Origin of the sequence: Pseudomonas sp. PSPC3-2 (assembly GCF_049897085.1) — a bacterium.
In the GTDB taxonomy this organism is placed as follows: Bacteria; Pseudomonadota; Gammaproteobacteria; order Pseudomonadales; family Pseudomonadaceae; genus Aquipseudomonas; species Aquipseudomonas paraveronii.
Map to the genome: position 1 here is coordinate 409930 of NZ_JAFCVO010000001.1, position 22823 is coordinate 432752.

At 59.4% G+C, this 22823-nt stretch carries 19 protein-coding genes; all 19 read left to right on the forward strand.

The window, feature by feature from the left end:
* Window positions 1-112: 112 nt before the first annotated feature.
* The 19 genes from rpsB to ACP7CJ_RS01935 all read left to right on the forward strand — a co-directional run bounded on the left by rpsB (window position 113) and on the right by ACP7CJ_RS01935 (window position 22819).
* Window positions 113-850, forward strand: coding sequence for a 30S ribosomal protein S2 (rpsB, locus tag ACP7CJ_RS01845; RefSeq protein WP_048719953.1), 738 nt, complete (start codon window positions 113-115; stop codon window positions 848-850).
* Between the two features lie 191 nt (window positions 851-1041).
* Entirely contained in the window at window positions 1042-1905 is an 864-nt protein-coding gene (tsf, locus tag ACP7CJ_RS01850) for a translation elongation factor Ts (RefSeq protein WP_247399514.1), read from the forward strand.
* 210 nt (window positions 1906-2115) lie between these two features.
* Entirely contained in the window at window positions 2116-2859 is a 744-nt protein-coding gene (gene pyrH, locus ACP7CJ_RS01855) for a UMP kinase (protein ID WP_095077480.1), read from the forward strand.
* The gene (gene frr / locus ACP7CJ_RS01860) at window positions 2856-3413 is read left to right on the forward strand and encodes a ribosome recycling factor (protein WP_276196847.1); all 558 of its coding nucleotides are present in this window, start codon (window positions 2856-2858) and stop codon (window positions 3411-3413) included. Before pyrH ends, frr begins: the two co-directional genes overlap by 4 nt.
* Window positions 3414-3429: 16 nt before the next feature.
* Window positions 3430-4185, forward strand: a complete 756-nt coding sequence (gene uppS, locus ACP7CJ_RS01865) for a polyprenyl diphosphate synthase (protein ID WP_276196848.1) — start codon at window positions 3430-3432, stop codon at window positions 4183-4185.
* A complete protein-coding gene (locus ACP7CJ_RS01870) occupies window positions 4186-4992 on the forward strand; it encodes a phosphatidate cytidylyltransferase (protein ID WP_276196849.1) in 807 nt (268 codons plus the stop codon).
* A complete protein-coding gene (gene ispC, locus ACP7CJ_RS01875) occupies window positions 4989-6179 on the forward strand; it encodes a 1-deoxy-D-xylulose-5-phosphate reductoisomerase (RefSeq protein WP_276196850.1) in 1191 nt (396 codons plus the stop codon). The genes ACP7CJ_RS01870 and ispC overlap by 4 nt, the downstream gene beginning before the upstream one ends.
* A 53-nt stretch (window positions 6180-6232) precedes the next feature.
* Complete coding sequence (gene rseP / locus ACP7CJ_RS01880; RefSeq protein ID WP_276196851.1) at window positions 6233-7585, forward strand: sigma E protease regulator RseP; 1353 nt, start codon at window positions 6233-6235, stop codon at window positions 7583-7585.
* Window positions 7586-7659: 74 nt separating this feature from the next.
* Window positions 7660-10047 (forward strand): outer membrane protein assembly factor BamA, encoded by a 2388-nt coding sequence (gene bamA, locus ACP7CJ_RS01885; protein ID WP_276196852.1) that lies wholly within the window; start codon window positions 7660-7662, stop codon window positions 10045-10047.
* Window positions 10048-10092: 45 nt separating this feature from the next.
* A complete protein-coding gene (locus ACP7CJ_RS01890; RefSeq protein ID WP_003172279.1) occupies window positions 10093-10596 on the forward strand; it encodes an OmpH family outer membrane protein in 504 nt (167 codons plus the stop codon).
* Window positions 10597-10599: 3 nt separating this feature from the next.
* Window positions 10600-11655, forward strand: a complete 1056-nt coding sequence (gene lpxD / locus ACP7CJ_RS01895; RefSeq protein ID WP_276196853.1) for a UDP-3-O-(3-hydroxymyristoyl)glucosamine N-acyltransferase — start codon at window positions 10600-10602, stop codon at window positions 11653-11655.
* A 110-nt stretch (window positions 11656-11765) separates the two neighbouring features.
* Window positions 11766-12206: a 3-hydroxyacyl-ACP dehydratase FabZ gene (fabZ, locus tag ACP7CJ_RS01900; RefSeq protein ID WP_003172281.1), complete on the forward strand. Its 441-nt coding sequence runs from the start codon at window positions 11766-11768 to the stop codon at window positions 12204-12206.
* Window positions 12203-12979, forward strand: a complete 777-nt coding sequence (gene lpxA, locus ACP7CJ_RS01905) for an acyl-ACP--UDP-N-acetylglucosamine O-acyltransferase (RefSeq protein WP_247403883.1) — start codon at window positions 12203-12205, stop codon at window positions 12977-12979. Before fabZ ends, lpxA begins: the two co-directional genes overlap by 4 nt.
* Window positions 12980-12981: 2 nt before the next feature.
* Window positions 12982-14121, forward strand: a complete 1140-nt coding sequence (gene lpxB, locus ACP7CJ_RS01910) for a lipid-A-disaccharide synthase (protein WP_426099567.1) — start codon at window positions 12982-12984, stop codon at window positions 14119-14121.
* Window positions 14118-14750 (forward strand): ribonuclease HII, encoded by a 633-nt coding sequence (rnhB, locus tag ACP7CJ_RS01915; RefSeq protein WP_426099566.1) that lies wholly within the window; start codon window positions 14118-14120, stop codon window positions 14748-14750. The genes lpxB and rnhB overlap by 4 nt, the downstream gene beginning before the upstream one ends.
* 76 nt (window positions 14751-14826) lie before the next feature.
* Window positions 14827-18348 carry a DNA polymerase III subunit alpha gene (dnaE, locus tag ACP7CJ_RS01920; RefSeq protein ID WP_426099565.1) on the forward strand — a complete coding sequence of 1174 codons (3522 nt, stop codon included), beginning with the start codon at window positions 14827-14829 and terminating at the stop codon, window positions 18346-18348.
* A 138-nt stretch (window positions 18349-18486) separates the two neighbouring features.
* On the forward strand, window positions 18487-19434 hold the full coding sequence (locus ACP7CJ_RS01925; RefSeq protein ID WP_276196856.1) for an acetyl-CoA carboxylase carboxyltransferase subunit alpha: 948 nt from the start codon (window positions 18487-18489) through the stop codon (window positions 19432-19434).
* Between the two features lie 160 nt (window positions 19435-19594).
* Window positions 19595-20914, forward strand: coding sequence for a tRNA lysidine(34) synthetase TilS (gene tilS, locus ACP7CJ_RS01930; protein ID WP_426099564.1), 1320 nt, complete (start codon window positions 19595-19597; stop codon window positions 20912-20914).
* 273 nt (window positions 20915-21187) lie between these two features.
* A complete protein-coding gene (locus tag ACP7CJ_RS01935) occupies window positions 21188-22819 on the forward strand; it encodes a CTP synthase (protein WP_276196858.1) in 1632 nt (543 codons plus the stop codon).
* Window positions 22820-22823 lie beyond the last annotated feature (4 nt).

Here is a 22823-nt window from a genome sequence, read left to right on the forward strand (position 1 = left end):
AGCTTAAATCCACACACGTGTCGACACGATGACCTGGGTGCCGGAGGCCTTGATGCCGCTGGTTGGTCATTGGGATACGTGGAGGCCAAACCCGACTTATTAAGGAACTATCATGTCCCAAGTCAACATGCGCGATATGCTGAAGGCCGGTGTGCACTTCGGTCACCAAACCCGTTACTGGAACCCGAAAATGGGTAAATACATTTTCGGCGCACGTAACAAGATCCACATCATCAACCTTGAAAAAACCCTGCCAATGTTCAACGAAGCTCTGACTTTCGTAGAGCGCCTGGCCCAGGGCAAAAACAAGATTCTGTTCGTCGGCACCAAGCGTTCCGCTGGCAAGATCGTTGCTGAAGAAGCAGCACGTTGCGGTTCGCCGTACGTCGATCACCGCTGGTTGGGCGGCATGCTGACCAACTTCAAAACCATCCGTGCTTCCATCAAGCGTCTGCGTGACCTTGAAGTGCAAGCCGAAGACGGTACTTTCGCCAAGCTGACCAAGAAAGAGGCGCTGATGCGCACTCGCGACCTGGAAAAGCTCGATCGTTCCCTGGGTGGTATCAAGGACATGGGCGGCCTGCCTGACGCACTGTTCGTTATCGACGTTGATCACGAGCGCATCGCGATCACCGAAGCCAACAAACTGGGCATTCCTGTTATCGGCGTAGTCGATACCAACAGCAGCCCTGATGGCGTTGACTACATCATCCCAGGCAACGATGACGCCATCCGCGCTATCCAGTTGTACATGGGTTCGATGGCTGATGCTGTCATCCGTGGTCGCAACCACGTTGCTGGTGGTACCGAGCAGTTCGTTGAAGAAGCTCCGGTAGCCGCAGCTGAGTAATTGACGCCCTGGCGTTGACTCAGTAAGCAAAAAGGGGGCTTGGCCCCCTTTTTGCCCCCTCGAAAACCATTTGTCGGCAGCGCAGCTACATCATCTGTAACGTGCAGCGGCCTACAAGGGAGATTCGGGAAGAATTGATCGCCCGTTTGATCGGGTGGAATGGTTGAAAACCTATCCAAGAGGATTTTGAAATGGCAGAGATTACTGCAGCGTTGGTTAAAGAACTGCGTGAGCGTACCGGCGAAGGCATGATGGATTGCAAAAAGGCCTTGACCAAGGCCGGCGGCGACATCGAAAAAGCCATTGATGACATGCGTGCTTCGGGCGCCATCAAGGCTGCCAAGAAAGCAGGCAACGTAGCTGCTGAAGGTGCTATCGCTCTGGTTGAAGACGGTAAAGTCGCTGTTCTGCTGGAAGTGAACTCGCAGACCGACTTCCTGGCTCTGCAGGATGACTTCAAGGCATTCGTTGCTGCCAGCGTCAAGAAAGCATTCGACGACAAGCTGACCACTGTTGAGCCGCTGATCGCTGCTCAAGAAGCTGATCGCCTGGTTCTGGTCGGCAAGGTTGGCGAAAACGTCAACATCCGTCGCCTGGCTCGCATTGAAGGTGATGTTGTCGGCGGTTACCTGCACGGCAACAAAATCGGCGTTGTGGTTGCCCTTAAAGGCGGCAACGTTGAACTGGCCAAAGACATCGCTATGCACGTAGCGGCCAGCAACCCTGAATTCCTGCTGCCATCGGAAGTGTCTGCTGACGCAATCGAGCGCGAAAAAGCCGTGTTCCTGAGCCTCAACGCTGACAAGATCGCGGGCAAGCCAGAGAACATCGTTGAAAACATGATCAAAGGCCGTATCAGCAAGTTCCTGGCTGAAGCGAGCCTGGTTGAGCAGGCGTTCGTCAAGAACCCTGAAATCAAGGTTGGCGAACTGGCTAAGAAAGCCGGTGCTGAAATCGTTTCCTTCACCTACTACAAGGTAGGCGACGGTATCGAGAAGCCGGTCGACAACTTCGCTGAAGAAGTTGCTGCCCAGCTGGCTGCCGCCAAGCAATAAGACAGTTTTCAACTGTCGCCCGAAAGAGGCTGCCCGCTCACGCGCGCAGCCTCTTTTCAAATGGGAAGGTCGATTTTATTTGGCTTCCCCTCGGAACTGGCTTACAAAGCCGTGTTCCGATGGCGCTGTAGCAGCGTCCAGCTAGAGTGAACGCAAGCCGTAAACGGCTCGCCAAGAATTTTTAAAAATACGCCGCAGGAGAGATTCGCAATGGCTCAGCAGGGCAGTGGTTATCAGGCTCGCTATAAACGCATTCTACTCAAGCTTAGCGGCGAGGCCCTGATGGGCTCGGAAGAGTTCGGGATCGATCCCAAGGTGCTCGACCGCATGGCGCTGGAAGTCGGCCAATTGGTCGGCATCGGCGTACAGGTCGGCCTGGTGATTGGTGGTGGCAACCTGTTCCGCGGTGCAGCACTGAGTGCTGCGGGTATGGATCGGGTCACCGGCGACCACATGGGCATGCTGGCCACTGTGATGAATGCCCTGGCCATGCGCGATGCCCTGGAGCGTGCCAACATCTCGGCGATCGTGATGTCGGCTATTTCCATGGTGGGCGTGACCGATCACTATGATCGCCGCAAAGCCATGCGCCACCTGAACTCCAAAGACGTGGTCATCTTCGCTGCTGGTACGGGCAACCCGTTCTTCACTACCGATTCGGCCGCATGCCTGCGTGCGATTGAAATCGATGCGGACGTCGTGTTGAAAGCCACCAAAGTGGACGGCGTTTACACTGCAGATCCATTCAAAGACCCGCATGCCGAGAAGTTCGATCATCTGACCTACGATGAAGTGCTGGATCGCAAGCTGGGCGTGATGGACCTGACGGCAATTTGCCTGTGCCGCGACCACAAGATGCCGCTGCGCGTATTTAATATGAACAAGCCCGGTGCCCTGCTGAACATCGTACACGGCGGCGCGGAAGGGACTCTGATCGAGGAAGGCCAACAATGATCAACGAAATCAAGAAAGACGCTCAAGAGCGTATGCAGAAATCCCTGGACTCTCTGAACCATGCATTTGGTCAGATTCGTACCGGCAAGGCTCACCCAAGCATTCTGGGTAGCGTGATGGTGCCGTACTACGGCACGGACACCTCCATCACCCAAGTGGCCAATATCACCGTAAAAGACTCGCGCACCCTGCAAGTCGTAGCCTTTGAGCGCAACATGCTCGCGGCGGTCGACAAGGCGATCCAGAGCGCCGGCCTGAACCTCAACCCGACCAACCTGGGCGAGTTGCTGCTGATCTCCATGCCTGCCCTGACTGAAGAAACCCGCAAGGGCTTCACCAAGCAGGCGCGCAGCGCAGCGGAAGATGCACGTGTTGCCGTGCGCAACATCCGTCGCGATGCCCTGGGCGAGCTGAAGAAGCTGGTCAAGGACAAGGAAATCAGCGAAGACGAAGAGCGCCGTGCGGCGGCCGACATCCAGAAGCTGACCGACAAGGCCGAAGCTGATATCGATGCGGCCACCAAGCAAAAAGAAGCGGACTTGATGGCCGTATAAGGGTCAGGGCGCTTTCATGGAAAAGACCAAGCAGACTGTGCCCTCCGCGGTGCCGCGCCATGTCGCGATCATCATGGATGGGAATAATCGCTGGGCGAAAAAACGCTTTTTGCCCGGTGTCGCCGGGCACAAAGCGGGTGTCGATGCAGTGCGGGCAGTGATTGAGGTGTGCGCCGAGGCCAAGGTCGAAGTGTTGACCTTGTTCGCGTTCTCCAGTGAGAACTGGCAGCGTCCGGCCGAAGAAGTCAGTGCCTTGATGGATCTGTTCTTCAGGGCCTTGCGTCGTGAGGCCAAGCGCCTCAACGATAACAACATCACTTTGCGCATCATTGGTGATCGCTCGCGGTTCCATCCGGAGCTGCAAGCGGCCATGCGTGAGGCCGAGGCCATTACTGCTGGCAGTAACCGTTTTGTGCTGCAGATCGCCGCCAACTATGGTGGCCAGTGGGACATCGCCCAGGCTGCGCAACGGCTTGCCCGCGAAGTGCAGGCTGGCCATCTGCGGCCGGACGAAATCACGCCCGAACTGTTGCAAACCTGCCTGGTCACCGGTGATCTGCCGCTGCCGGACTTGTGCATCCGTACCGGTGGCGAGCACCGCATCAGTAATTTTCTGTTGTGGCAGTTGGCCTATACCGAGCTGTATTTCTCCGACCTGTTCTGGCCGGACTTCAAACACGATGCCATGCGTAACGCGCTGGCCGATTTCGCTTCCCGTCAGCGTCGCTTCGGTAAAACGAGCGAGCAGATCGAAGCTGGAGCCCGGGTTTAAATGCTTAAACAACGAATCATCACTGCACTGATTCTGCTGCCGATTGCCTTGTGTGGCTTTTTCCTGCTCGACGGTTCCGGCTTTGCGCTGTTCATCGGCCTGGTCGTAACACTCGGCGCCTGGGAATGGGCGCGCCTGGCGGGCTTCAGCGCCCAGTTGCCGCGCGTGGCGTATGCCGCCATCGTGGCCCTGTTGCTGTTTCTGATGTACATCCTCCCGGATCTCGCTCCTTGGGTGTTGGGCGCAGCGGTGTTGTGGTGGGCGTTGGCGACCTTCCTGGTGCTGACCTATCCGCGTACCAGTAGCCAGTGGTCCAGCGTTGCCTGCAAGCTGGTGATCGGTTTGTTGATTCTGCTGCCGGCCTGGCAAGGGCTGGTGGAAATCAAGCGCTTCCCGATCGGTAATGAGTTGATCCTGGCGGTGATGGTGTTGGTCTGGGGCGCCGATATTGGTGCCTACTTCTCCGGTCGGGCTTTGGGCAAGCGCAAGCTGGCGCCTGCGGTCAGTCCGGGAAAGAGCTGGGAGGGCGTATACGGCGGCCTGGCCTTGACCTTGGTGATCACGCTCGTGGTCGGGGTTGTGCGTGACTGGTCGGTGAAAGAGCTGTGCCTGGCCTTGCTGGGGACGGCCATCGTCGTGTTTATCTCGGTCGTGGGCGACCTCACCGAGAGCATGTTCAAGCGCCAGGCCGGAATCAAGGACAGCAGTAATCTGTTGCCGGGCCATGGCGGCGTGCTGGACCGTATCGACAGTCTGACCGCTGCGATCCCGATTTTTGCCGTGCTGTTGTGGATGGCTGCGTCGTGAGCCGCCTGCAGCAGGTCACCGTGCTGGGTGCGACCGGCTCGGTAGGGTTAAGCGCCCTGGATGTAATCGCTCGCCATCCGGAACGCTATCAAGTCTTCGCATTGACCGGTTTCTCTCGCCTGACTGAGCTGCTGGCGCTGTGCGTGCGCCATGCGCCGCGTTTTGCTGTAGTGCCTGGGGCCGTTGCTGCTCGGGGCTTGCAGGATGACCTGCGCGCCGCTGGCCTTGCCACTCAGGTGCTGGTAGGCGAGCAGGGCTTGTGCCAGGTGTCGGCCGATGCCGAGGTGGACGCTGTGGTGGCGGCCATTGTCGGGGCCGCTGGCTTGCGCCCGACCCTGGCCGCTGTCGATGCAGGCAAGAAAATCCTGCTGGCCAATAAAGAAGCGCTGGTCATGTCCGGCACACTCTTTATGCAGGCTGTGCGCAAGAGTGGCGCGGTATTGCTGCCGCTCGACAGCGAGCACAACGCGATTTTCCAGTGTATGCCCGGTGATTTTGCCCGTGGCTTGAGCCAGGTCGGCGTGCGCCGGATTTTGCTGACAGCGTCCGGTGGGCCTTTCCGTAAAACTCCGTTGGCGGACTTGGAGCATGTGTCTCCGGATCAGGCGTGCGCTCATCCGAACTGGTCCATGGGGCGCAAGATCTCCGTGGATTCGGCCAGCATGATGAACAAGGGCCTGGAGTTGATCGAAGCCTGCTGGTTGTTCGATGCGCGGCCTGATCAGGTCGAGGTGGTGATTCACCCGCAAAGTGTGATTCATTCCCTGGTCGACTATGTGGATGGCTCGGTACTGGCGCAGTTGGGTAACCCCGATATGCGCACGCCGATCGCCAATGCCCTGGCCTGGCCTGAGCGGATTGACTCCGGTGTTGCACCGCTGGACCTGTTCGCTATTGCTCGCCTGGACTTCGAGGCGCCGGACGAGCAACGCTTTCCGTGCCTGCGTTTGGCGCGACAGGCCGCGGAGGCGGGTAACAGTGCGCCGGCGATGCTCAATGCGGCTAACGAAGTGGCTGTGGCAGCGTTTCTCGCACAGCGCATCCGCTTTCCGCAGATCGCGAGTATCATCGAGGATGTTCTGAGTCTTGAGCCCGTAGTGGCTGTGAATGATCTGGGGGCAGTGTTCGAGGCGGATGCCAAGGCCCGCGTCCTGGCCGAGCAATGGTTGGGCCGCAACGCGCGTTAGTCTGTGGGCGCGTTTGCGTCTTCAGGCACTGGATTGGAATGCGGAGAAATTAGATGAGTGCGCTTTACATGATTGTCGGCACCCTGGTTGCTCTGGGTGTGCTGGTTACCTTCCACGAATTCGGCCACTTCTGGGTGGCGCGTCGTTGCGGCGTCAAGGTACTGCGCTTTTCCGTCGGTTTCGGCATGCCGTTGCTGCGTTGGCACGACCGCCGCGGCACCGAGTTCGTGATCGCTGCCATTCCCTTGGGCGGCTACGTCAAGATGCTCGATGAGCGCGAAGGCGAAGTGCCGGCGGATCAACTGGACCAGTCCTTCAATCGTAAGACCGTTCGTCAGCGCATCGCTATTGTCGCCGCCGGCCCGATCGCCAATTTCCTGTTGGCCATGGTGTTCTTCTGGTTCCTGGCCATGCTCGGCAGCGAACAGATACGCCCGGTTATCGGTGCGGTTGAGGCGGACAGCATGGCGGCGAAGGCCGGATTGGTCGCCGGGCAGGAAATTGTTTCCATTGATGGCGAGCCAACCACGGGTTGGGGGGCGGTCAATTTGCAGTTGGTGCGTCGCCTGGGCGAAAGCGGCACTGTCAATGTCGTGGTGCGCGAGCAGGACTCCTCGTCCGAGACCCCGCGTGAACTGGCTCTCGACCATTGGCTCAAGGGTTCCGATGAGCCGGACCCGATCAAGTCCTTGGGGATTCGCCCATGGCGCCCGGCCTTGCCGCCGGTGCTCGCCGAGCTCGATCCGAAAGGCCCGGCCCAGGCCGCAGGCCTGAAAACTGGTGACCGCCTGCTGGCCCTCGATGGCCAGGCGCTGGGCGACTGGCAGCAAGTGGTCGACCTGGTGCGTGTACGGCCTGATACCAAGATTGTGCTGAAAGTTGAGCGTGATGGTGCTCAAATCGACGTTCCCGTGACCCTGGCTGTTCGCGGGGAGGCCAAGGCGGCCGGGGGTTACCTCGGTGCTGGCGTGAAAAGTCCGGAGTGGCCACCATCGATGGTGCGTGAGATCAGTTTCGGGCCGCTGGCAGCAATTGGCGAGGGTGCAAAGCGCACTTGGACCATGAGCGTGCTGACTCTCGAGTCGCTCAAGAAAATGTTGTTCGGCGAGCTCTCGGTAAAAAACTTGAGTGGGCCGATAACCATTGCTAAAGTGGCGGGCGCTTCTGCCCAGTCGGGTGTCGCGGATTTCCTGAATTTCCTGGCTTATCTGAGTATTAGCCTTGGGGTTCTGAATTTGTTGCCCATTCCAGTATTGGATGGGGGGCATCTGTTGTTTTATCTGGTCGAGTGGGTGCGTGGTCGCCCCTTGTCGGATCGGGTGCAGGGTTGGGGGATACAGATCGGTATCAGTTTGGTGGTCGGGGTGATGTTGTTAGCCCTGGTCAACGATCTGGGACGACTGTAACGCTTCGCTGAATTGCGAATCTGCCGCATTTTGCGGCAGTTTGTTTATTGCCAGTTGGAATAAGAAAGGACTTCATGAAACGTCTGCTGCTAACTGCGGTTCTCACCGTATTGATGATCGCCGAAGTTCACGCCGAGTCCTTCACTATCTCCGATATTCGCGTCAACGGCCTCCAGCGGGTTTCCGCGGGTAGCGTCTTTGGTGCCTTGCCGTTGAACGTCGGGGAACAGGCTGATGACCGTCGCCTGGTGGAATCCACTCGTGCGCTGTTCAAAACCGGGTTCTTTCAAGATATCCAACTGGGTCGCGAAGGCAACGTCCTGGTCATCACCGTCGTCGAGCGACCTTCCGTCGCCAGTATCGAGATCGAGGGTAACAAGGCGATCTCCACTGAAGACCTGATGAAGGGCCTCAAGCAATCCGGCCTGGCCGAGGGCGAGATCTTCCAGCGCGCCACCCTTGAGGGTGTGCGTAACGAACTGCAACGCCAGTACGTTGCCCAGGGCCGCTACTCCGCGACCGTGGAAACGGAAGTGGTTCCGCAGCCTCGTAACCGTGTCGGCCTCAAGGTCAACATCAACGAAGGCACCGTGGCGGCCATTCAGCACATCAACGTGGTGGGCAACACCAAGTTCGCTGATGAAGACCTGATTGGCCTGTTCGAGCTCAAGACCACCAACTGGTTGTCGTTCTTCAAGAACGACGACAAGTACGCCCGTGAAAAACTTTCCGGTGACCTGGAGCGTCTGCGTTCCTACTACCTGGACCGTGGCTATATCAACATGGATATCGCTTCGACCCAGGTGTCCATCACCCCTGACAAGAAGCACGTGTACATCACCGTCAACGTCAACGAGGGTGAGAAGTACAAGGTCCGCGACGTCAAACTCAGCGGCGACTTGAAAGTGCCTGAAGACCAGGTCAAGTCCCTGCTGCTGGTGCAGAAAGACCAGGTGTTCTCGCGCAAGCTGATGACCACTACGTCCGAACTGATCACCCGTCGCCTGGGTAACGAAGGCTATACCTTCGCCAACGTCAACGGCGTGCCGACCCCGCATGATGATGACCACACCGTGGACATCACCTTTGTGGTCGACCCAGGCAAGCGTGCCTATGTGAACCGCATCAACTTCCGTGGCAACACCAAGTCTGCGGACGAAGTGCTGCGTCGTGAAATGCGTCAGATGGAAGGTGGCTGGGCGTCGACTTACCTGATCGACCAGTCCAAGACCCGTCTTGAGCGCTTGGGCTTCTTCAAGGAAGTCAACGTCGAAACCCCGGCCGTACCGGGCGTGGACGACCAGGTTGACGTGAACTACGCCGTCGAAGAGCAAGCCTCTGGCTCGATCACCGCCAGCGTCGGTTTCGCACAGAGTGCCGGCCTGATCCTCGGTGGTTCGATCACCCAGAACAACTTCCTCGGTACCGGTAACAAGGTTTCCATCGGCCTGACCCGCAGCCAATACCAGAGCCGCTATAACTTCGGTTATGTCGACCCCTACTGGACCGCTGACGGTGTGAGCCTGGGCTACAACGCCTTCTATCGCACTACCGACTACAAAGACCTCGACGTTAACGTTGCGAGCTATGCGATCGACAGCCTGGGTGCGGGCGTCAACATCGGTTACCCGATCAGTGAGACCTCGCGTCTGACCTTCGGCCTGACCGCGCAACAGGATAAGATCAAGACCGGTGTGTACACCGTGGATGAGATCTTCGACTTCACCCGACGTGAAGGCGACCAGTTCCTGAACTTCAAGGCGTCTGCCGGCTGGTCCGAGTCGACCCTGAACAAAGGCGTACTGGCCACCCGTGGTCACTCCCAGAGCCTGACCCTGGAAGCCACCACGCCGGGCAGCGACCTGTCGTTCTTCAAGCTCGACTACCGTGGCCAGTTGTTCCAACCGCTGAGCGACAACTACACCATGCGCCTGCACACTGAGCTGGGCTATGGTGACGGTTATGGTTCGACCAGCGGCTTGCCGTTCTACGAGAACTACTATGCGGGTGGTTTCAACTCCGTCCGCGGCTTCAAGGACAGCACCTTGGGACCTCGTGGTACCCCTAGCCGTGGCGCTGGCGTGACGGGTAACACCGGAACCGTGGCGGACACGGACACTAGCGCGCTGCCATTCGGTGGTAACGTGCTGATCCAGGGCGGTGCGGAGATCCTTTTCCCACTGCCGTTCGTGAAAGATCAGCGGTCCCTGCGTACTTCGGTTTTCTGGGATGTGGGTAACGTATTCGACTCCAAGTGCGATCAGGTCACTAACCCGACTGGCGTGAAGTCCAATACTCAGTGTAACGAAGTAAGCCTCAGCAACCTGGCGAGCTCCGTAGGTGTTGGCGTGACGTGGGTGACTGCGCTCGGTCCGTTGAGCTTTGCTCTGGCCATGCCGATCAAGAAACCGGATAACGCTGAAACCCAGATTTTCCAATTCTCCCTCGGCCAGACGTTCTAAGCGTCTGACCCAAGATAACGACAACGGATTCTGTAGGAGTACATCGTGCGTAAGTTGACTCAATTGGTTCTGCTGGCAACTGTGCTGGTAACCACCCCGGCCTTCGCCGAGATGAAAATCGCCGTCCTGAACTATCAGATGGCCCTGCTGGAGTCCGATGCGGCCAAGAAGTACGCGGTGGATGCCGAGAAGAAATTTGGTCCGCAACTGACCAAGCTCAAAACGTTGGAAAGCAGTGCCAAGGGCATCCAGGATCGTCTGGTAGCCGGCGGCGACAAGATGCAGCAAGGCGAGCGCGAGCGCCTGGAGCTTGAATTCAAGCAAAAGGCCCGTGACTACCAGTTCCAGTCCAAGGAGCTGAACGAAGCCAAGGCTGTTGCTGACCGCGAAATGCTCAAGCAGCTCAAGCCGAAACTCGACAGCGCTGTGGAAGAAGTCATCAAGAAAGGTGCCTTTGACCTGGTGTTCGAGCGCGGCGCCGTGATTGACGTCAAGCCTCAATACGACATCACCCGCCAGGTGATCGAGCGCATGAACCAGCTGAAGTAAGCCATGACCGCGATTATCAAGCTCGGCGAGTTGGCCGAGTTCCTGGGAGCCACCTTGCGTGGTTCCCCGGAGAAAGAAATCACTGGGCTAGCCACCTTGCAGGAGGCTGGCCCATCTCAGTTGAGCTTCCTCGCAAATCCCCAATACCGTAAATACCTGGCCGACAGCCAAGCCGCAGCCCTGCTGCTGAAGGCTGCCGACGCCGAGGGTTACGCCGGGGATGCGCTGGTGGTGCCTGATCCGTACCTCGCCTACGCGCGGGTATCCCACCTGTTCGATCCGAAACCCAAGGCAGCTGGAGGAATCCATCCGTCGGCGGTCATCGCCGATGATGCCCAGGTTGACCCTGCGGCGAGCATTGGCGCTTTTGCCGTGATCGAAAGTGGCGCGCGCATTGCCGCCGGCGTCACCCTAGGCGCTCACTGCTTTGTTGGTGCGCGCTGTGAAATCGGTGCCGATGGCTGGCTGGCGCCTCGTGTGACCCTGTACCACGACGTGCGTATCGGGCAGCGCGTGGTCATTCAGTCGGGCGCGGTGATTGGTGGGGAAGGCTTCGGTTTTGCCAATTCGAAAGGTGTCTGGCACAAGATTGCCCAGGTCGGCGGCGTATTGATCGGCGACGATGTGGAAATCGGCGTCAATACCGCTGTTGATCGCGGGGCTTTGGCCGATACCGTGATCGGTAATGGCGTGAAGCTCGATAACCAGATCCAGATTGCCCACAACGTACAGATTGGCGATCACACCGCCATGGCGGCCTGCGTAGGCATATCCGGCAGCACCAAGATCGGCAAGCATTGCATGCTCGCCGGTGGCGTAGGGCTGGTGGGCCATATCGATATTTGCGACAACGTCTTCATCACTGGCATGACCATGGTCACCCACTCGATTACCGAGCCTGGTGCCTATTCTTCCGGTACCGCCATGCAGCCTGCGGCTGAATGGCGCAAGAGTGCGGCGCGTTTGAGACACATCGACGACATGGCTCGACGTCTCAAGCAGCTGGAAAAGCGTGTTGGGGACGTGACCCCTGGCGGTAATGCTTCATCAGAAGGCTGATACCATTTCCATATCAAGTGTGCACAGCCGCTAGACTGCCTCCTTGATTTGCTAGCGGGGCGTGCGTTTAGTCGCCCGCCCCCAATCTTTATTACAGGCTTCCCCCCGAAATGATGGACATCAACGAGATTCGCGAATACCTGCCTCACCGTTACCCGTTCCTGCTGGTGGATCGTGTAGTGGACCTGAATGTTGAGGAAAAGCGCATTCGTGCCTACAAGAATGTCAGCATCAACGAACCGTTCTTCAATGGCCACTTTCCCGCGCATCCCATCATGCCGGGCGTGTTGATCATCGAAGCAATGGCCCAGGCTGCCGGTATCCTTGGTTTCAAAATGCTCGACCTCAAGCCTGCCGACGGCACGCTTTACTATTTCGTGGGCTCCGACAAGTTGCGTTTCCGCAACCCGGTCACCCCGGGTGACCAGTTGATCCTGGAAGCCAAGTTCATCAGTTGTAAGCGCCAGATCTGGAAGTTCGAATGCCAGGCCTCGGTGGATGGCAAGCCAGTGTGCTCCGCCGAAATCATCTGCGCGGAACGCAAACTATGAGTTTGATTGACCCTCGCGCAATCATCGATCCGTCGGCCGTACTGGCCGCCGACGTTGAGGTCGGCCCTTGGTCGATCGTCGGCGCAGGTGTGGAAATCGGCGAGGGGACTGTCATCGGGCCGCACGTGATCCTCAAGGGACCGACCCGCATTGGCAAACACAATCGCATCTACCAGTTTTCCTCGGTAGGTGAAGACACCCCCGACATGAAGTACAAGGGTGAAGAAACACGCTTGGTAATCGGTGATCACAACATCATTCGTGAAGGCGTGACCATTCACCGTGGCACCGTGCAGGACCGTGCCGAGACCACGCTGGGTGATCACAACCTGGTCATGGCCTACGCGCACATCGGCCATGACAGCGTGATCGGCAACCACTGTATCCTGGTCAACAACACCGCGTTGGCAGGCCATGTACACGTTGACGATTGGGCGATCCTGTCCGGTTTCACCCTGGTGCATCAGTACTGCCACATCGGCGCCCATAGTTTTTCCGGCATGGGCACTGCCATCGGTAAGGATGTCCCGGCGTTCGTCACGGTTTTCGGTAACCCTGCCGAAGCCCGCAGCATGAACTTCGAAGGCATGCGCCGTCGTGGTTTCAGCGAAGACGCGATCCACGCCCTGCGCCGCGCCTACAAGGTGGTTTACCGCCAGGGCCTGACGGTTGAGCAAGCGTTGACTGAACTGACCGAGCCGGCAGCATTGTTCCCGGAAGTCGCGGTGTTCCGTGACTCGGTCCAGGCGTCGACTCGCGGCATCACTCGCTGATCATGGCCAATCTGCGTATCGCATTGGTCGCCGGGGAAGCTTCCGGCGATATCCTGGGCGCGGGCCTGATGCGGGCGCTTAAGGCCCAGCATTCGGCGGTCGAGTTTATCGGTGTGGGTGGCCCGTTGATGCAGGCTGAAGGCCTCACGTCTTACTTCCCCATGGAACGCTTGTCGGTCATGGGGTTGGTGGAAGTGCTGGGTCGTCTGCGTGAGCTGCTGGCGCGGCGCAAGTTGCTGATTCAGACCCTGATCGAAGAAAAGCCCGACGTTTTCATCGGCATCGACGCGCCGGATTTCACCCTCAATATCGAACTCAGGTTGCGTCAGGCTGGGATCAAGACCGTGCATTACGTCAGCCCGTCGGTCTGGGCGTGGCGGCAGAAGCGCGTGCTGAAGATCCGCGAAGGTTGCGACCTGATGCTAACCTTGCTGCCGTTCGAAGCCCGATTCTACGAAGAGAAGGGCGTGCCGGTGCGGTTTGTCGGGCACACGCTGGCCGACACTATCCCGCTGCACGCCGACCGCGCTGCGGCGCGTGCCGACCTGGGCTTGCCCGACGGCCCGCTTGTCGCGCTGATGCCAGGCAGTCGCGGTGGCGAAGTGGGTCGCCTTGGCGCATTGTTTTTTGACGCCGCCGAACGCCTGCAGGCCTTGAAGCCTGGCGTGCGCTTCGTACTGCCGTGTGCCAGCCCGCAACGTCGCGCACAAATCGAAACATTGCTGCAAGGGCGCAACCTGCCGTTGACCCTGCTCGATGGTCAGTCGCACCTGGCCCTGGCGGCTTGCGATGCGGTGCTGATCGCCTCGGGCACTGCGACCCTGGAGGCGTTGCTGTACAAGCGCCCGATGGTCGTGGCTTACCGCCTGGCGCCGCTGACCTTCTGGATTCTCAAGCGCATGGTTAAAAGCCCCTACATCTCCTTGCCCAACCTGCTGGCCGAGCGCCTGTTGGTGCCGGAATTGTTGCAGGACGATGCTACGCCCGAAGCCCTGGCGCAGACGCTACTCCCCTTGATCGACGGCGGCGAAGAGCAGACTCGCGGTTTTGACGCCATCCACCGCACCTTGCGCCGTGATGCGTCAAACCAGGCCGCCGATGCCGTGCTGACGTTGATCGGCCACAAACAGGACGCCCTATGACGAAGCAAATGGGGCTGGATTTCAGCCAGGTCGCGCAAGCCCACGAACTGGTGGCCGGCGTGGATGAAGTCGGGCGCGGCCCGCTCTGTGGCGCGGTGGTCACGGCGGCGGTGATTCTTGACCCGAACCGTCCGATCCTCGGTCTCAACGACTCGAAAAAACTCACCGAAGCGCGTCGGGAAAAACTCTTCGACGAGATCTGTGAAAAAGCCCTGAGCTGGCATATCGCCCGGGCCGAAGTCGAAGAGATCGACGAACTGAATATCCTCCACGCCACCATGCTCGCCATGCAGCGCGCCGTCGAGGGCCTGCATATCACGCCGAAACTGGCGATGATCGACGGCAACCGCTGCCCGAAACTGGCGATGCCGGCTGAAGCGGTGGTCAAGGGCGATAGCAAGGTGCCTGCCATCGCGGCAGCCTCGATTCTGGCCAAGGTCAGCCGTGACCGTGAAATGGCCGCGTTCGAATTGATCTATCCGGGCTACGGCATCGCGGGCCATAAAGGCTACCCGACGCCCGTTCATCTGGAAGCGCTGGCCCGTCTTGGCCCGACGCCAATCCACCGTCGCTCGTTCGCCCCGGTGCGCCTGGCTTACGAACAGCGCGAGAGCCTCAGCGAGGTTTAGTCGCGAGGCTGATGTTTTTGCCCAGGCCCGGTACAATCCCGGGCCTTGTTGTTTCTACGTTTAAGACAGGATCACTATGCCGGCTTCATTCGTTCATCTACGCCTGCACACTGAGTACTCCCTGGTCGACGGCCTGGTACGGATCAAACCGCTGGTCAAAACCCTGGTGGGCATGAGCATGCCTGCGGTGGCGGTCACCGATCAGAACAACATGTGTTCCCTGGTCAAGTTCTACAAGAACGCCATGGGCGCTGGCATCAAGCCGATCTGCGGCGCCGACCTGTGGCTGTCGAACAAAGACCCGGATAACTCCCTGAGCCGCATCAGCCTGTTGGCGATGAACGGCGTCGGTTATCGCAACCTCACCGAACTGATTTCCCGTGGCTTCATTGATGGCCAGCGCAACGGCTCGGTGATCATCGAGCGCGAGTGGGTGGCCGAGGCCAGCGAGGGCGTGATCATGCTCTCTGCGGCTAAAGAGGGCGAGATCGGCGTCGCACTGCTGGGCGGCAACCCGCAGGAAGCCGAAGTGCTGGCCCGCGAGTGGATGGCGGTGTTCCCCGACCGCTTCTACCTGGAAGTCCAGCGCACCAACCGCCCCAACGATGAAGAACATCTGCACGCCGCCGTGGCCCTGGCCGACAAGCTGGGCGCGCCGCTGGTGGCGACCAACGATGTGCGCTTTATCAAGAAGGAAGATTTCGAAGCCCACGAAACCCGCGTGTGCATCGGTGAAGGCCGGGCCCTGGATGACCCGCGTCGCTCGAAAAACTACAGTGAAGAGCAGTACCTCAAAAGCGCCGAGGAAATGGCCGAGCTGTTCAGCGACCTACCCGAGGCCCTGGAAAACTCCGTCGAAATCGCCAAGCGCTGCAATATCGAAGTGAAGCTGGGCAAGCACTTCCTGCCCAACTTCCCGATTCCCGATGGCATGACCATCGATGAGTATTTCCGCAAGGTGTCGTTCGATGGCCTGGAGGATCGCCTCTCGGTCCTTATGCCCAAGGACACCACCGACGATTACGAAGCCAAGCGCCAGGTCTATATCGATCGGCTGAATTTCGAGCTGGATATCATCATCCAGATGGGGTTCCCCGGTTACTTCCTGATCGTGATGGACTTTATCCAATGGGCCAAGAGCAACGGCGTACCGGTCGGTCCTGGCCGGGGGTCGGGTGCCGGCTCGTTGGTCGCGTATGTGCAGAAGATTACCGACCTCGACCCGTTGGAATATGACCTGCTGTTCGAACGGTTCCTTAACCCGGAACGGGTTTCCATGCCCGACTTCGACGTCGACTTCTGCATGGACGGTCGCGACCGCGTGATCGAGTACGTGGCCGATAAGTACGGTCGCAACGCCGTGAGCCAGATCATCACGTTCGGCTCCATGGCGGCCAAGGCGGTTATCCGCGACGTCGCCCGGGTGCAGGGCAAGTCCTACGGCCTGGCGGATCGCCTGTCGAAGATGATCCCGTTCGAAGTCGGCATGACCCTGGAAAAAGCCTACGAGCAGGAAGAAATCCTGCGCGACTTCATCAAGGTCGATGAAGAAGCCGCCGAAATCTGGGAAATGGCGCGCAAGCTCGAAGGCGTGGTGCGTAACGTCGGTAAACACGCCGGTGGCGTTGTGATCGCGCCGACCAAGCTCACCGACTTTTCGCCGATCTATTGCGACGAAGAAGGCGGCGGCCTGGTGACCCAGTTCGACAAGGACGACGTGGAGGCGGCCGGCCTGGTGAAGTTCGACTTCCTCGGCCTGCGGACGCTGACGATCATCGACTGGGCGCTCAAGACGATTAACCGCGAACGCGCCAAGGTCAATGAAGAACCTCTGGATATCGCGTTTATCCCGCTGGACGACAAACCGACCTACAGCCTGCTGCAAAAAGCCGAAACCACCGCCGTGTTCCAGCTTGAGTCGCGCGGCATGAAAGAGCTGATCAAAAAGCTCAAGCCCGACTGTCTGGAAGACTTGATCGCACTGGTGGCCCTGTTCCGTCCGGGCCCGCTGCAATCGGGCATGGTGGATGACTTTATCAACCGTAAGCACGGTCGCGCCGAACTGGCCTACCCGCACTCGGACTACCAGTACGAAGGCCTCAAACCGGTACTGGCACCGACTTACGGCATCATCTTGTATCAGGAACAGGTGATGCAGATTGCCCAGGTCATGGCCGGATACACCCTCGGTGGTGCGGACATGCTGCGTCGCGCCATGGGTAAGAAAAAGCCCGAGGAAATGGCCAAGCAGCGCGGCGGTTTCATCGAGGGTTGTGCCACCAACAATATCGACGCCGACCTCGCCGGTAACATTTTCGACCTGGTGGAAAAATTCGCCGGTTACGGCTTCAACAAATCCCACTCCGCCGCCTACGGCCTGGTTTCATACCAGACCGCTTGGCTGAAGGCCCACTACCCGGCGCCGTTCATGGCTGCGGTACTCTCGGCGGATATGCACAACACCGACAAGGTCGTGACCTTGATCGAGGAAGTGCGCACCATGAAGCTGCGCCTCGACGCGCCGGACGTGAACGCCTCGGAGTTCAAGTTCACCGTGAACGACGAAGGCCGCATCATTTATGGCCTGGGCGCGATCAAGGGCGTGGGCGAGGGGCCGGTGGAAGCAATCACCGAAGCGCGCCAAAACGGCCCATTCAAAGACCTGTTCGACTTCTGTGCACGGGTCGACCTCAAACGCATCAACAAACGTACCCTCGATGGCCTGATCCGCAGCGGTGCCCTGGACCGTCTCGGCCCGTATTTCCATGATGAACCGAAGGCCTACCAGGCGAATATCGATCGCAATCGGGCGGTGCTGCTGACCGCCATGGAAGAAGCGATCAAGGCCGCTGAACAGACCGCCCGCACCCACGACAGCGGCCACGCCGACCTGTTTGGCGGGTTGTTCGTCGAGGAAGACGCGGATGTGTACGCCAACCATCGCAAGGCCAAGGAGCTGACCCTCAAGGAACGCCTCAAAGGTGAGAAAGACACCCTGGGCCTGTACCTGACCGGTCACCCGATTGACGAATACGAAGGCGAAATCCGTCGCTTCGCCCGTCAGCGCATCATCGACCTGAAACCGGCACGCGACACCCAGACCGTCGCCGGCATGATCATCGCCCTGCGGGTGATGAAAAATAAGAAGGGCGACAAAATGGGCTTTATCACCCTTGATGACCGCTCTGGCCGGATCGAGGCGTCGCTGTTTGCCGACGCGTTCCATTCCGCCCAGTCGCTGTTGCAGACCGACGCCATGGTCGTGGTGGAAGGCGAGGTCAGTAACGACGACTTCTCCGGTGGCCTGCGCCTACGGATCAAGCGGGTGATGAGCATGGAAGATGCGCGCACCAACCTCGCCGAAAGCCTGCGTTTGAAGGTCAAGACCGAGGCGCTCAAGGGCGATCAGCTACGCTGGCTGGGCGACTTGCTCAAACGCCACCGTGGTGCTTGCCCGGTGACCATGGAATACACCGGTAACGACGCCAAGGCCATGCTGCAGTTCGGCGAGACCTGGCGAATTGATCCCGCTGATGGCTTGATTCAAGCATTGCGTGACCAGTTCGGTCGTGACAACGTCTTCCTCCAATACCGTTGACGATCAGGTGGTTGCAAATCGCCTGATCTCGACCAAACATTTAATCTCGACCTAGACGCGCCTCTCCCTTAAGGTAGGGCGCGAACAGACAACCGGCTGGCCAGGCACTCCTTGGCCGTCGACCCAAGACGGACGCTTATGAACCCGAATTTTCTTGATTTCGAACAGCCGATCGCTGACCTGCAAGCCAAGATCGAAGAACTGCGCCTGGTCGGCAATGACAATTCGCTGAATATCGGCGATGAGATCGCTCGCCTGCAAGACAAGAGCAGCACGCTCACCGAAGACATCTTCGGCAAGCTGACCAGTTGGCAGATCGCGCGCCTGGCCCGCCACCCGCGCCGTCCGTACACCCTGGACTACATTCAGCACATCTTCACCGAGTTCGACGAGTTGCACGGCGACCGTCACTTCTCCGACGACGCGGCCATCGTGGGCGGTATCGCTCGCCTGGACGACCAGCCGGTGATGGTGATCGGTCACCAGAAAGGCCGTGAAGTACGCGAAAAAGTTCGCCGTAACTTCGGCATGCCGCGTCCGGAAGGCTACCGCAAGGCCTGCCGCCTGATGGAAATGGCCGAGCGCTTCAAGATGCCGATCCTGACGTTCATCGACACCCCGGGGGCCTACCCAGGTATCGACGCCGAAGAGCGTAACCAGAGCGAAGCGATCGCCTGGAACCTGCGCGTTATGTCCCGCCTGAAAACCCCGATCATCGCCACCGTGATTGGTGAGGGTGGTTCCGGCGGTGCGTTGGCCATTGGTGTCTGCGACCAACTGAACATGCTGCAATATTCGACCTATGCGGTGATCTCGCCGGAAGGTTGCGCCTCGATCCTGTGGAAAACCGCCGAGAAAGCGCCGGACGCTGCCGAAGCGATGGGTATCACGGCCGATCGCCTCAAGGGCCTGGGTATCGTTGATAAAGTCATCGCCGAGCCATTGGGCGGCGCCCACCGCGACCCGGCAGCCGCTGCTGCGAGCATCCGTGCCGAACTGGGTTCGCAACTGGCGATGCTCAAGAAGCTGGATAACGAAGCGCTGTTGGCCCGTCGTTACGAACGCCTGATGAGCTACGGTCTCTAAGTCGCAGCAGTAAAAAATGTGGGAGGGGGCTTGCTCCCGATTGCTGAGTGTCAGTCAATGCATCGGGTGACTGGCCCGCCGCTATCGGGAGCAAGCCCCTCCCACATTTGCTTTGTGTATGCTTGGCCAACGTATTCCAGGTTTGCGGCGGTAACATCTGATGAAACCATTACTGCCCGCCAAAATCCTGCAATCCCTGGCCCCCTGGCGCGACGCCTCGGCCTGGCATATCGCTTTTTCCGGCGGGCTTGATTCCACTGTCCTGCTGCACCTTCTGGCGACGCTGGCCAAAACTGAAAAAATTCCTACGCTTGGCGCGGTTCATGTCCACCATGGCCTGCAGGCGGCGGCTGATAGCTGGCCGAGTCATTGCCAGTCGGTTTGTGACGCCCTTGGGGTCCCCTTGCGAGTCATGCGCGTGCAGGTGCGGGCCGGTGCAAGCCTGGAGCGCGCGGCGCGTGACGCGCGCTATCAGGCGTTCAGTGAGGTGGTCGGGGCAGGGGCGGCGTTGCTCACCGGCCAGCATCGCGACGATCAGGCCGAAACCCTGCTGTTTCGTTTGCTGCGCGGCGCGGGGGTGCAAGGGTTGGCGGCCATGCCGATGCAGCGGCCGCTGGCGGGCGGTCATCTGCTGCGGCCGTTGCTGGGCAGTTCACGTGCCGAGCTGCAGGCCTATGCCCAGGCGCACGAGTTGACGTGGATCGAAGATCCTTCCAACGCCGACCCACGCTTCTCGCGAAATTACCTGCGTCATCGTGTATTCCCGCGGCTGACCGAGCGCTGGCCGCAGGCCGTTGCGAGCCTTGCCCGTGCCGCTGAGCATTTGAGCGAAGCCCAAGGTCTGTTGGATGAGTTGGCGGGTATCGACCTGCAAGCCGCCGACCAGCCTTCGCCTTTTCCGTGGCTGCCCTTGCCGTCATTGGCCCTGGCGCCGTTGTGTGAGCTTTCCGACGCGCGGCAACGCAACGCCCTGCGCCATTGGCTGAACCCGCTGACGCGCTTACCCGACAGTGACCACTGGGCCGGCTGGCATTCCCTGCGCGACGCCAAGCTCGATGCGCAACCCCTGTGGCGCCTTGCCGACGGCGATCTGCATCGTTGCGGCGAGCGTATCTGGTGGCTGCCCTCCAGTTGGTCGGAGTTTTCCGACGCATCGGTGAGCTGGGCGCAGCCGCAAAACCCACTAGAGTTGCCGGGTAATGGCCAACTCCGATTGATCGGCCAGGTGCCCGAGGGCGTTCTGCAGGTTCGCTATCGCCAAGGCGGCGAAATCATCGACATCCCGGGTCGCGGTCGGCGTGATTTGAAGCGCCTGCTCAACGAAAGTAGGCTGCCGGGCTTTATCCGTGGCAGATTGCCGCTGCTGTATCGGGGCGGGCAATTGCTGGCTGCGCCCAGCCTTGCAGGGCTTTGGAATGCGCCGAATGACGGCTGGGAATTACATTGGATGCCACAGACCTGCGATCAAGGTTTGAGCTGATAGCGCCTTTCCGGTAGACTACGCTCCCTTCTTGATACAACTTCTGTGGATTCGCCTGAATCGCAGCAGTTGCCGATTACCAAGCAGTCTTTGCTGGGCGATTCCAAAAAATGTGTAGCGATCAACGTACCGGTGTTTCATTGCTGGTCTGTCACCACGCGGCGGTTTTTTTGAAAGGTGCACTGTGATTAATGCAGGTGATCGGGGGCTTCGGCCTTCCTTCGCTTTCCCCGGCGGCTCGGACCGCTTTAACGCAGACTTCTAGGGTTTTTCATGACGCGCTACATATTCGTCACGGGCGGTGTTGTTTCTTCATTGGGGAAAGGCATTGCCTCCGCTTCATTGGCGGCCATCCTGGAGGCGCGGGGACTTAAGGTCACCATGCTCAAGCTGGACCCGTACATCAACGTTGACCCGGGCACCATGAGCCCGTTCCAGCACGGTGAAGTGTTCGTCACACACGACGGCGCAGAGACCGACCTGGACCTGGGCCACTACGAGCGGTTCATCCGCACGACCATGACCCAGAACAACAACTTCACCACCGGCCGTGTCTACGAACACGTGCTGCGCAAGGAGCGCCGTGGTGACTACCTGGGTGCAACCATCCAGGTGATTCCGCACATCACCGACGAAATCAAGCGCCGCATCATCAAGGGTGCAGGCGATGCCGACGTGGCGATGGTCGAGATCGGTGGCACCGTGGGTGACATCGAATCCCAACCGTTCCTCGAAGCCATCCGCCAGTTGCGTTTCGAAGTCGGCGCCAAGCGCGCGATGCTGATGCACCTGACACTGGTGCCTTACATCGCCACTGCCGGCGAAACCAAAACCAAGCCAACCCAGCACTCGGTCAAGGAACTGCGCTCCATCGGCCTGCAGCCGGACGTGCTGGTGTGCCGTTCCGATCACCCGATCGATATTTCCTCGCGTCGCAAGATCGCGCAGTTCACCAACGTTGAAGAACGTGCGGTGATTGCCCTGGAAGACGCCGACACCATCTACAAGATCCCTGGCATCCTGCATTCCCAGGGCCTGGATGATTTTGTGGTCGAGCGTTTCGGCCTGCAATGCGGCGGCGCGGATCTGTCCGAGTGGGAAGCCGTGGTCGACGCCAAGCTCAACCCTGAGCACGAAGTCACCATCGCCATGGTCGGCAAGTACATGGAGCTGCTGGATGCGTACAAGTCGCTGATCGAAGCGATGAGCCACGCCGGTATCAGCAACCGTACCAAGGTCAACCTGCGCTATATCGATTCCGAAGACATCGAGAACCAAGGCACCGCCCTGCTCGAGGGCGTTGACGCGATCCTCGTTCCAGGCGGTTTCGGCCTGCGTGGCGTGGAAGGCAAGATCACCGCCGTCCAGTACGCTCGTGAACACAAGGTGCCGTACCTGGGGATCTGCCTGGGCATGCAAGTGGCCGTTATCGAGTTCGCCCGTAACGTGCTGGGCTGGAAAGACGCCAACTCCACCGAGTTCGATCATTCCAGCGGCCATCCGGTCGTAGGCCTGATCACCGAGTGGGAAGACGCCACCGGCGCCGTTGAAACCCGTACCGAATCGTCCGACATGGGTGGCACCATGCGCCTCGGCGCGCAAGACTGCCTGCTGGAGACGGGTTCGCTGGTTCACGACTGCTACGGCAAGGACGTGATCGTTGAGCGTCACCGTCACCGCTACGAAGTGAACAACAACCTGCTGCCGCAGATCAAAGCAGCCGGCCTTAAAGTCTCCGGCCGCTCGGGCGATGGCAAGTTGGTCGAAGTGGTCGAGGCGCCGGATCATCCGTGGTTCGTGGCGTGCCAGTTCCACCCTGAATTCACCTCGACGCCGCGCGACGGTCACCCGTTGTTCAGCGGTTTCGTTAAAGCAGCACTGACGCAACATCAGAAGAAGGCGTGAACCT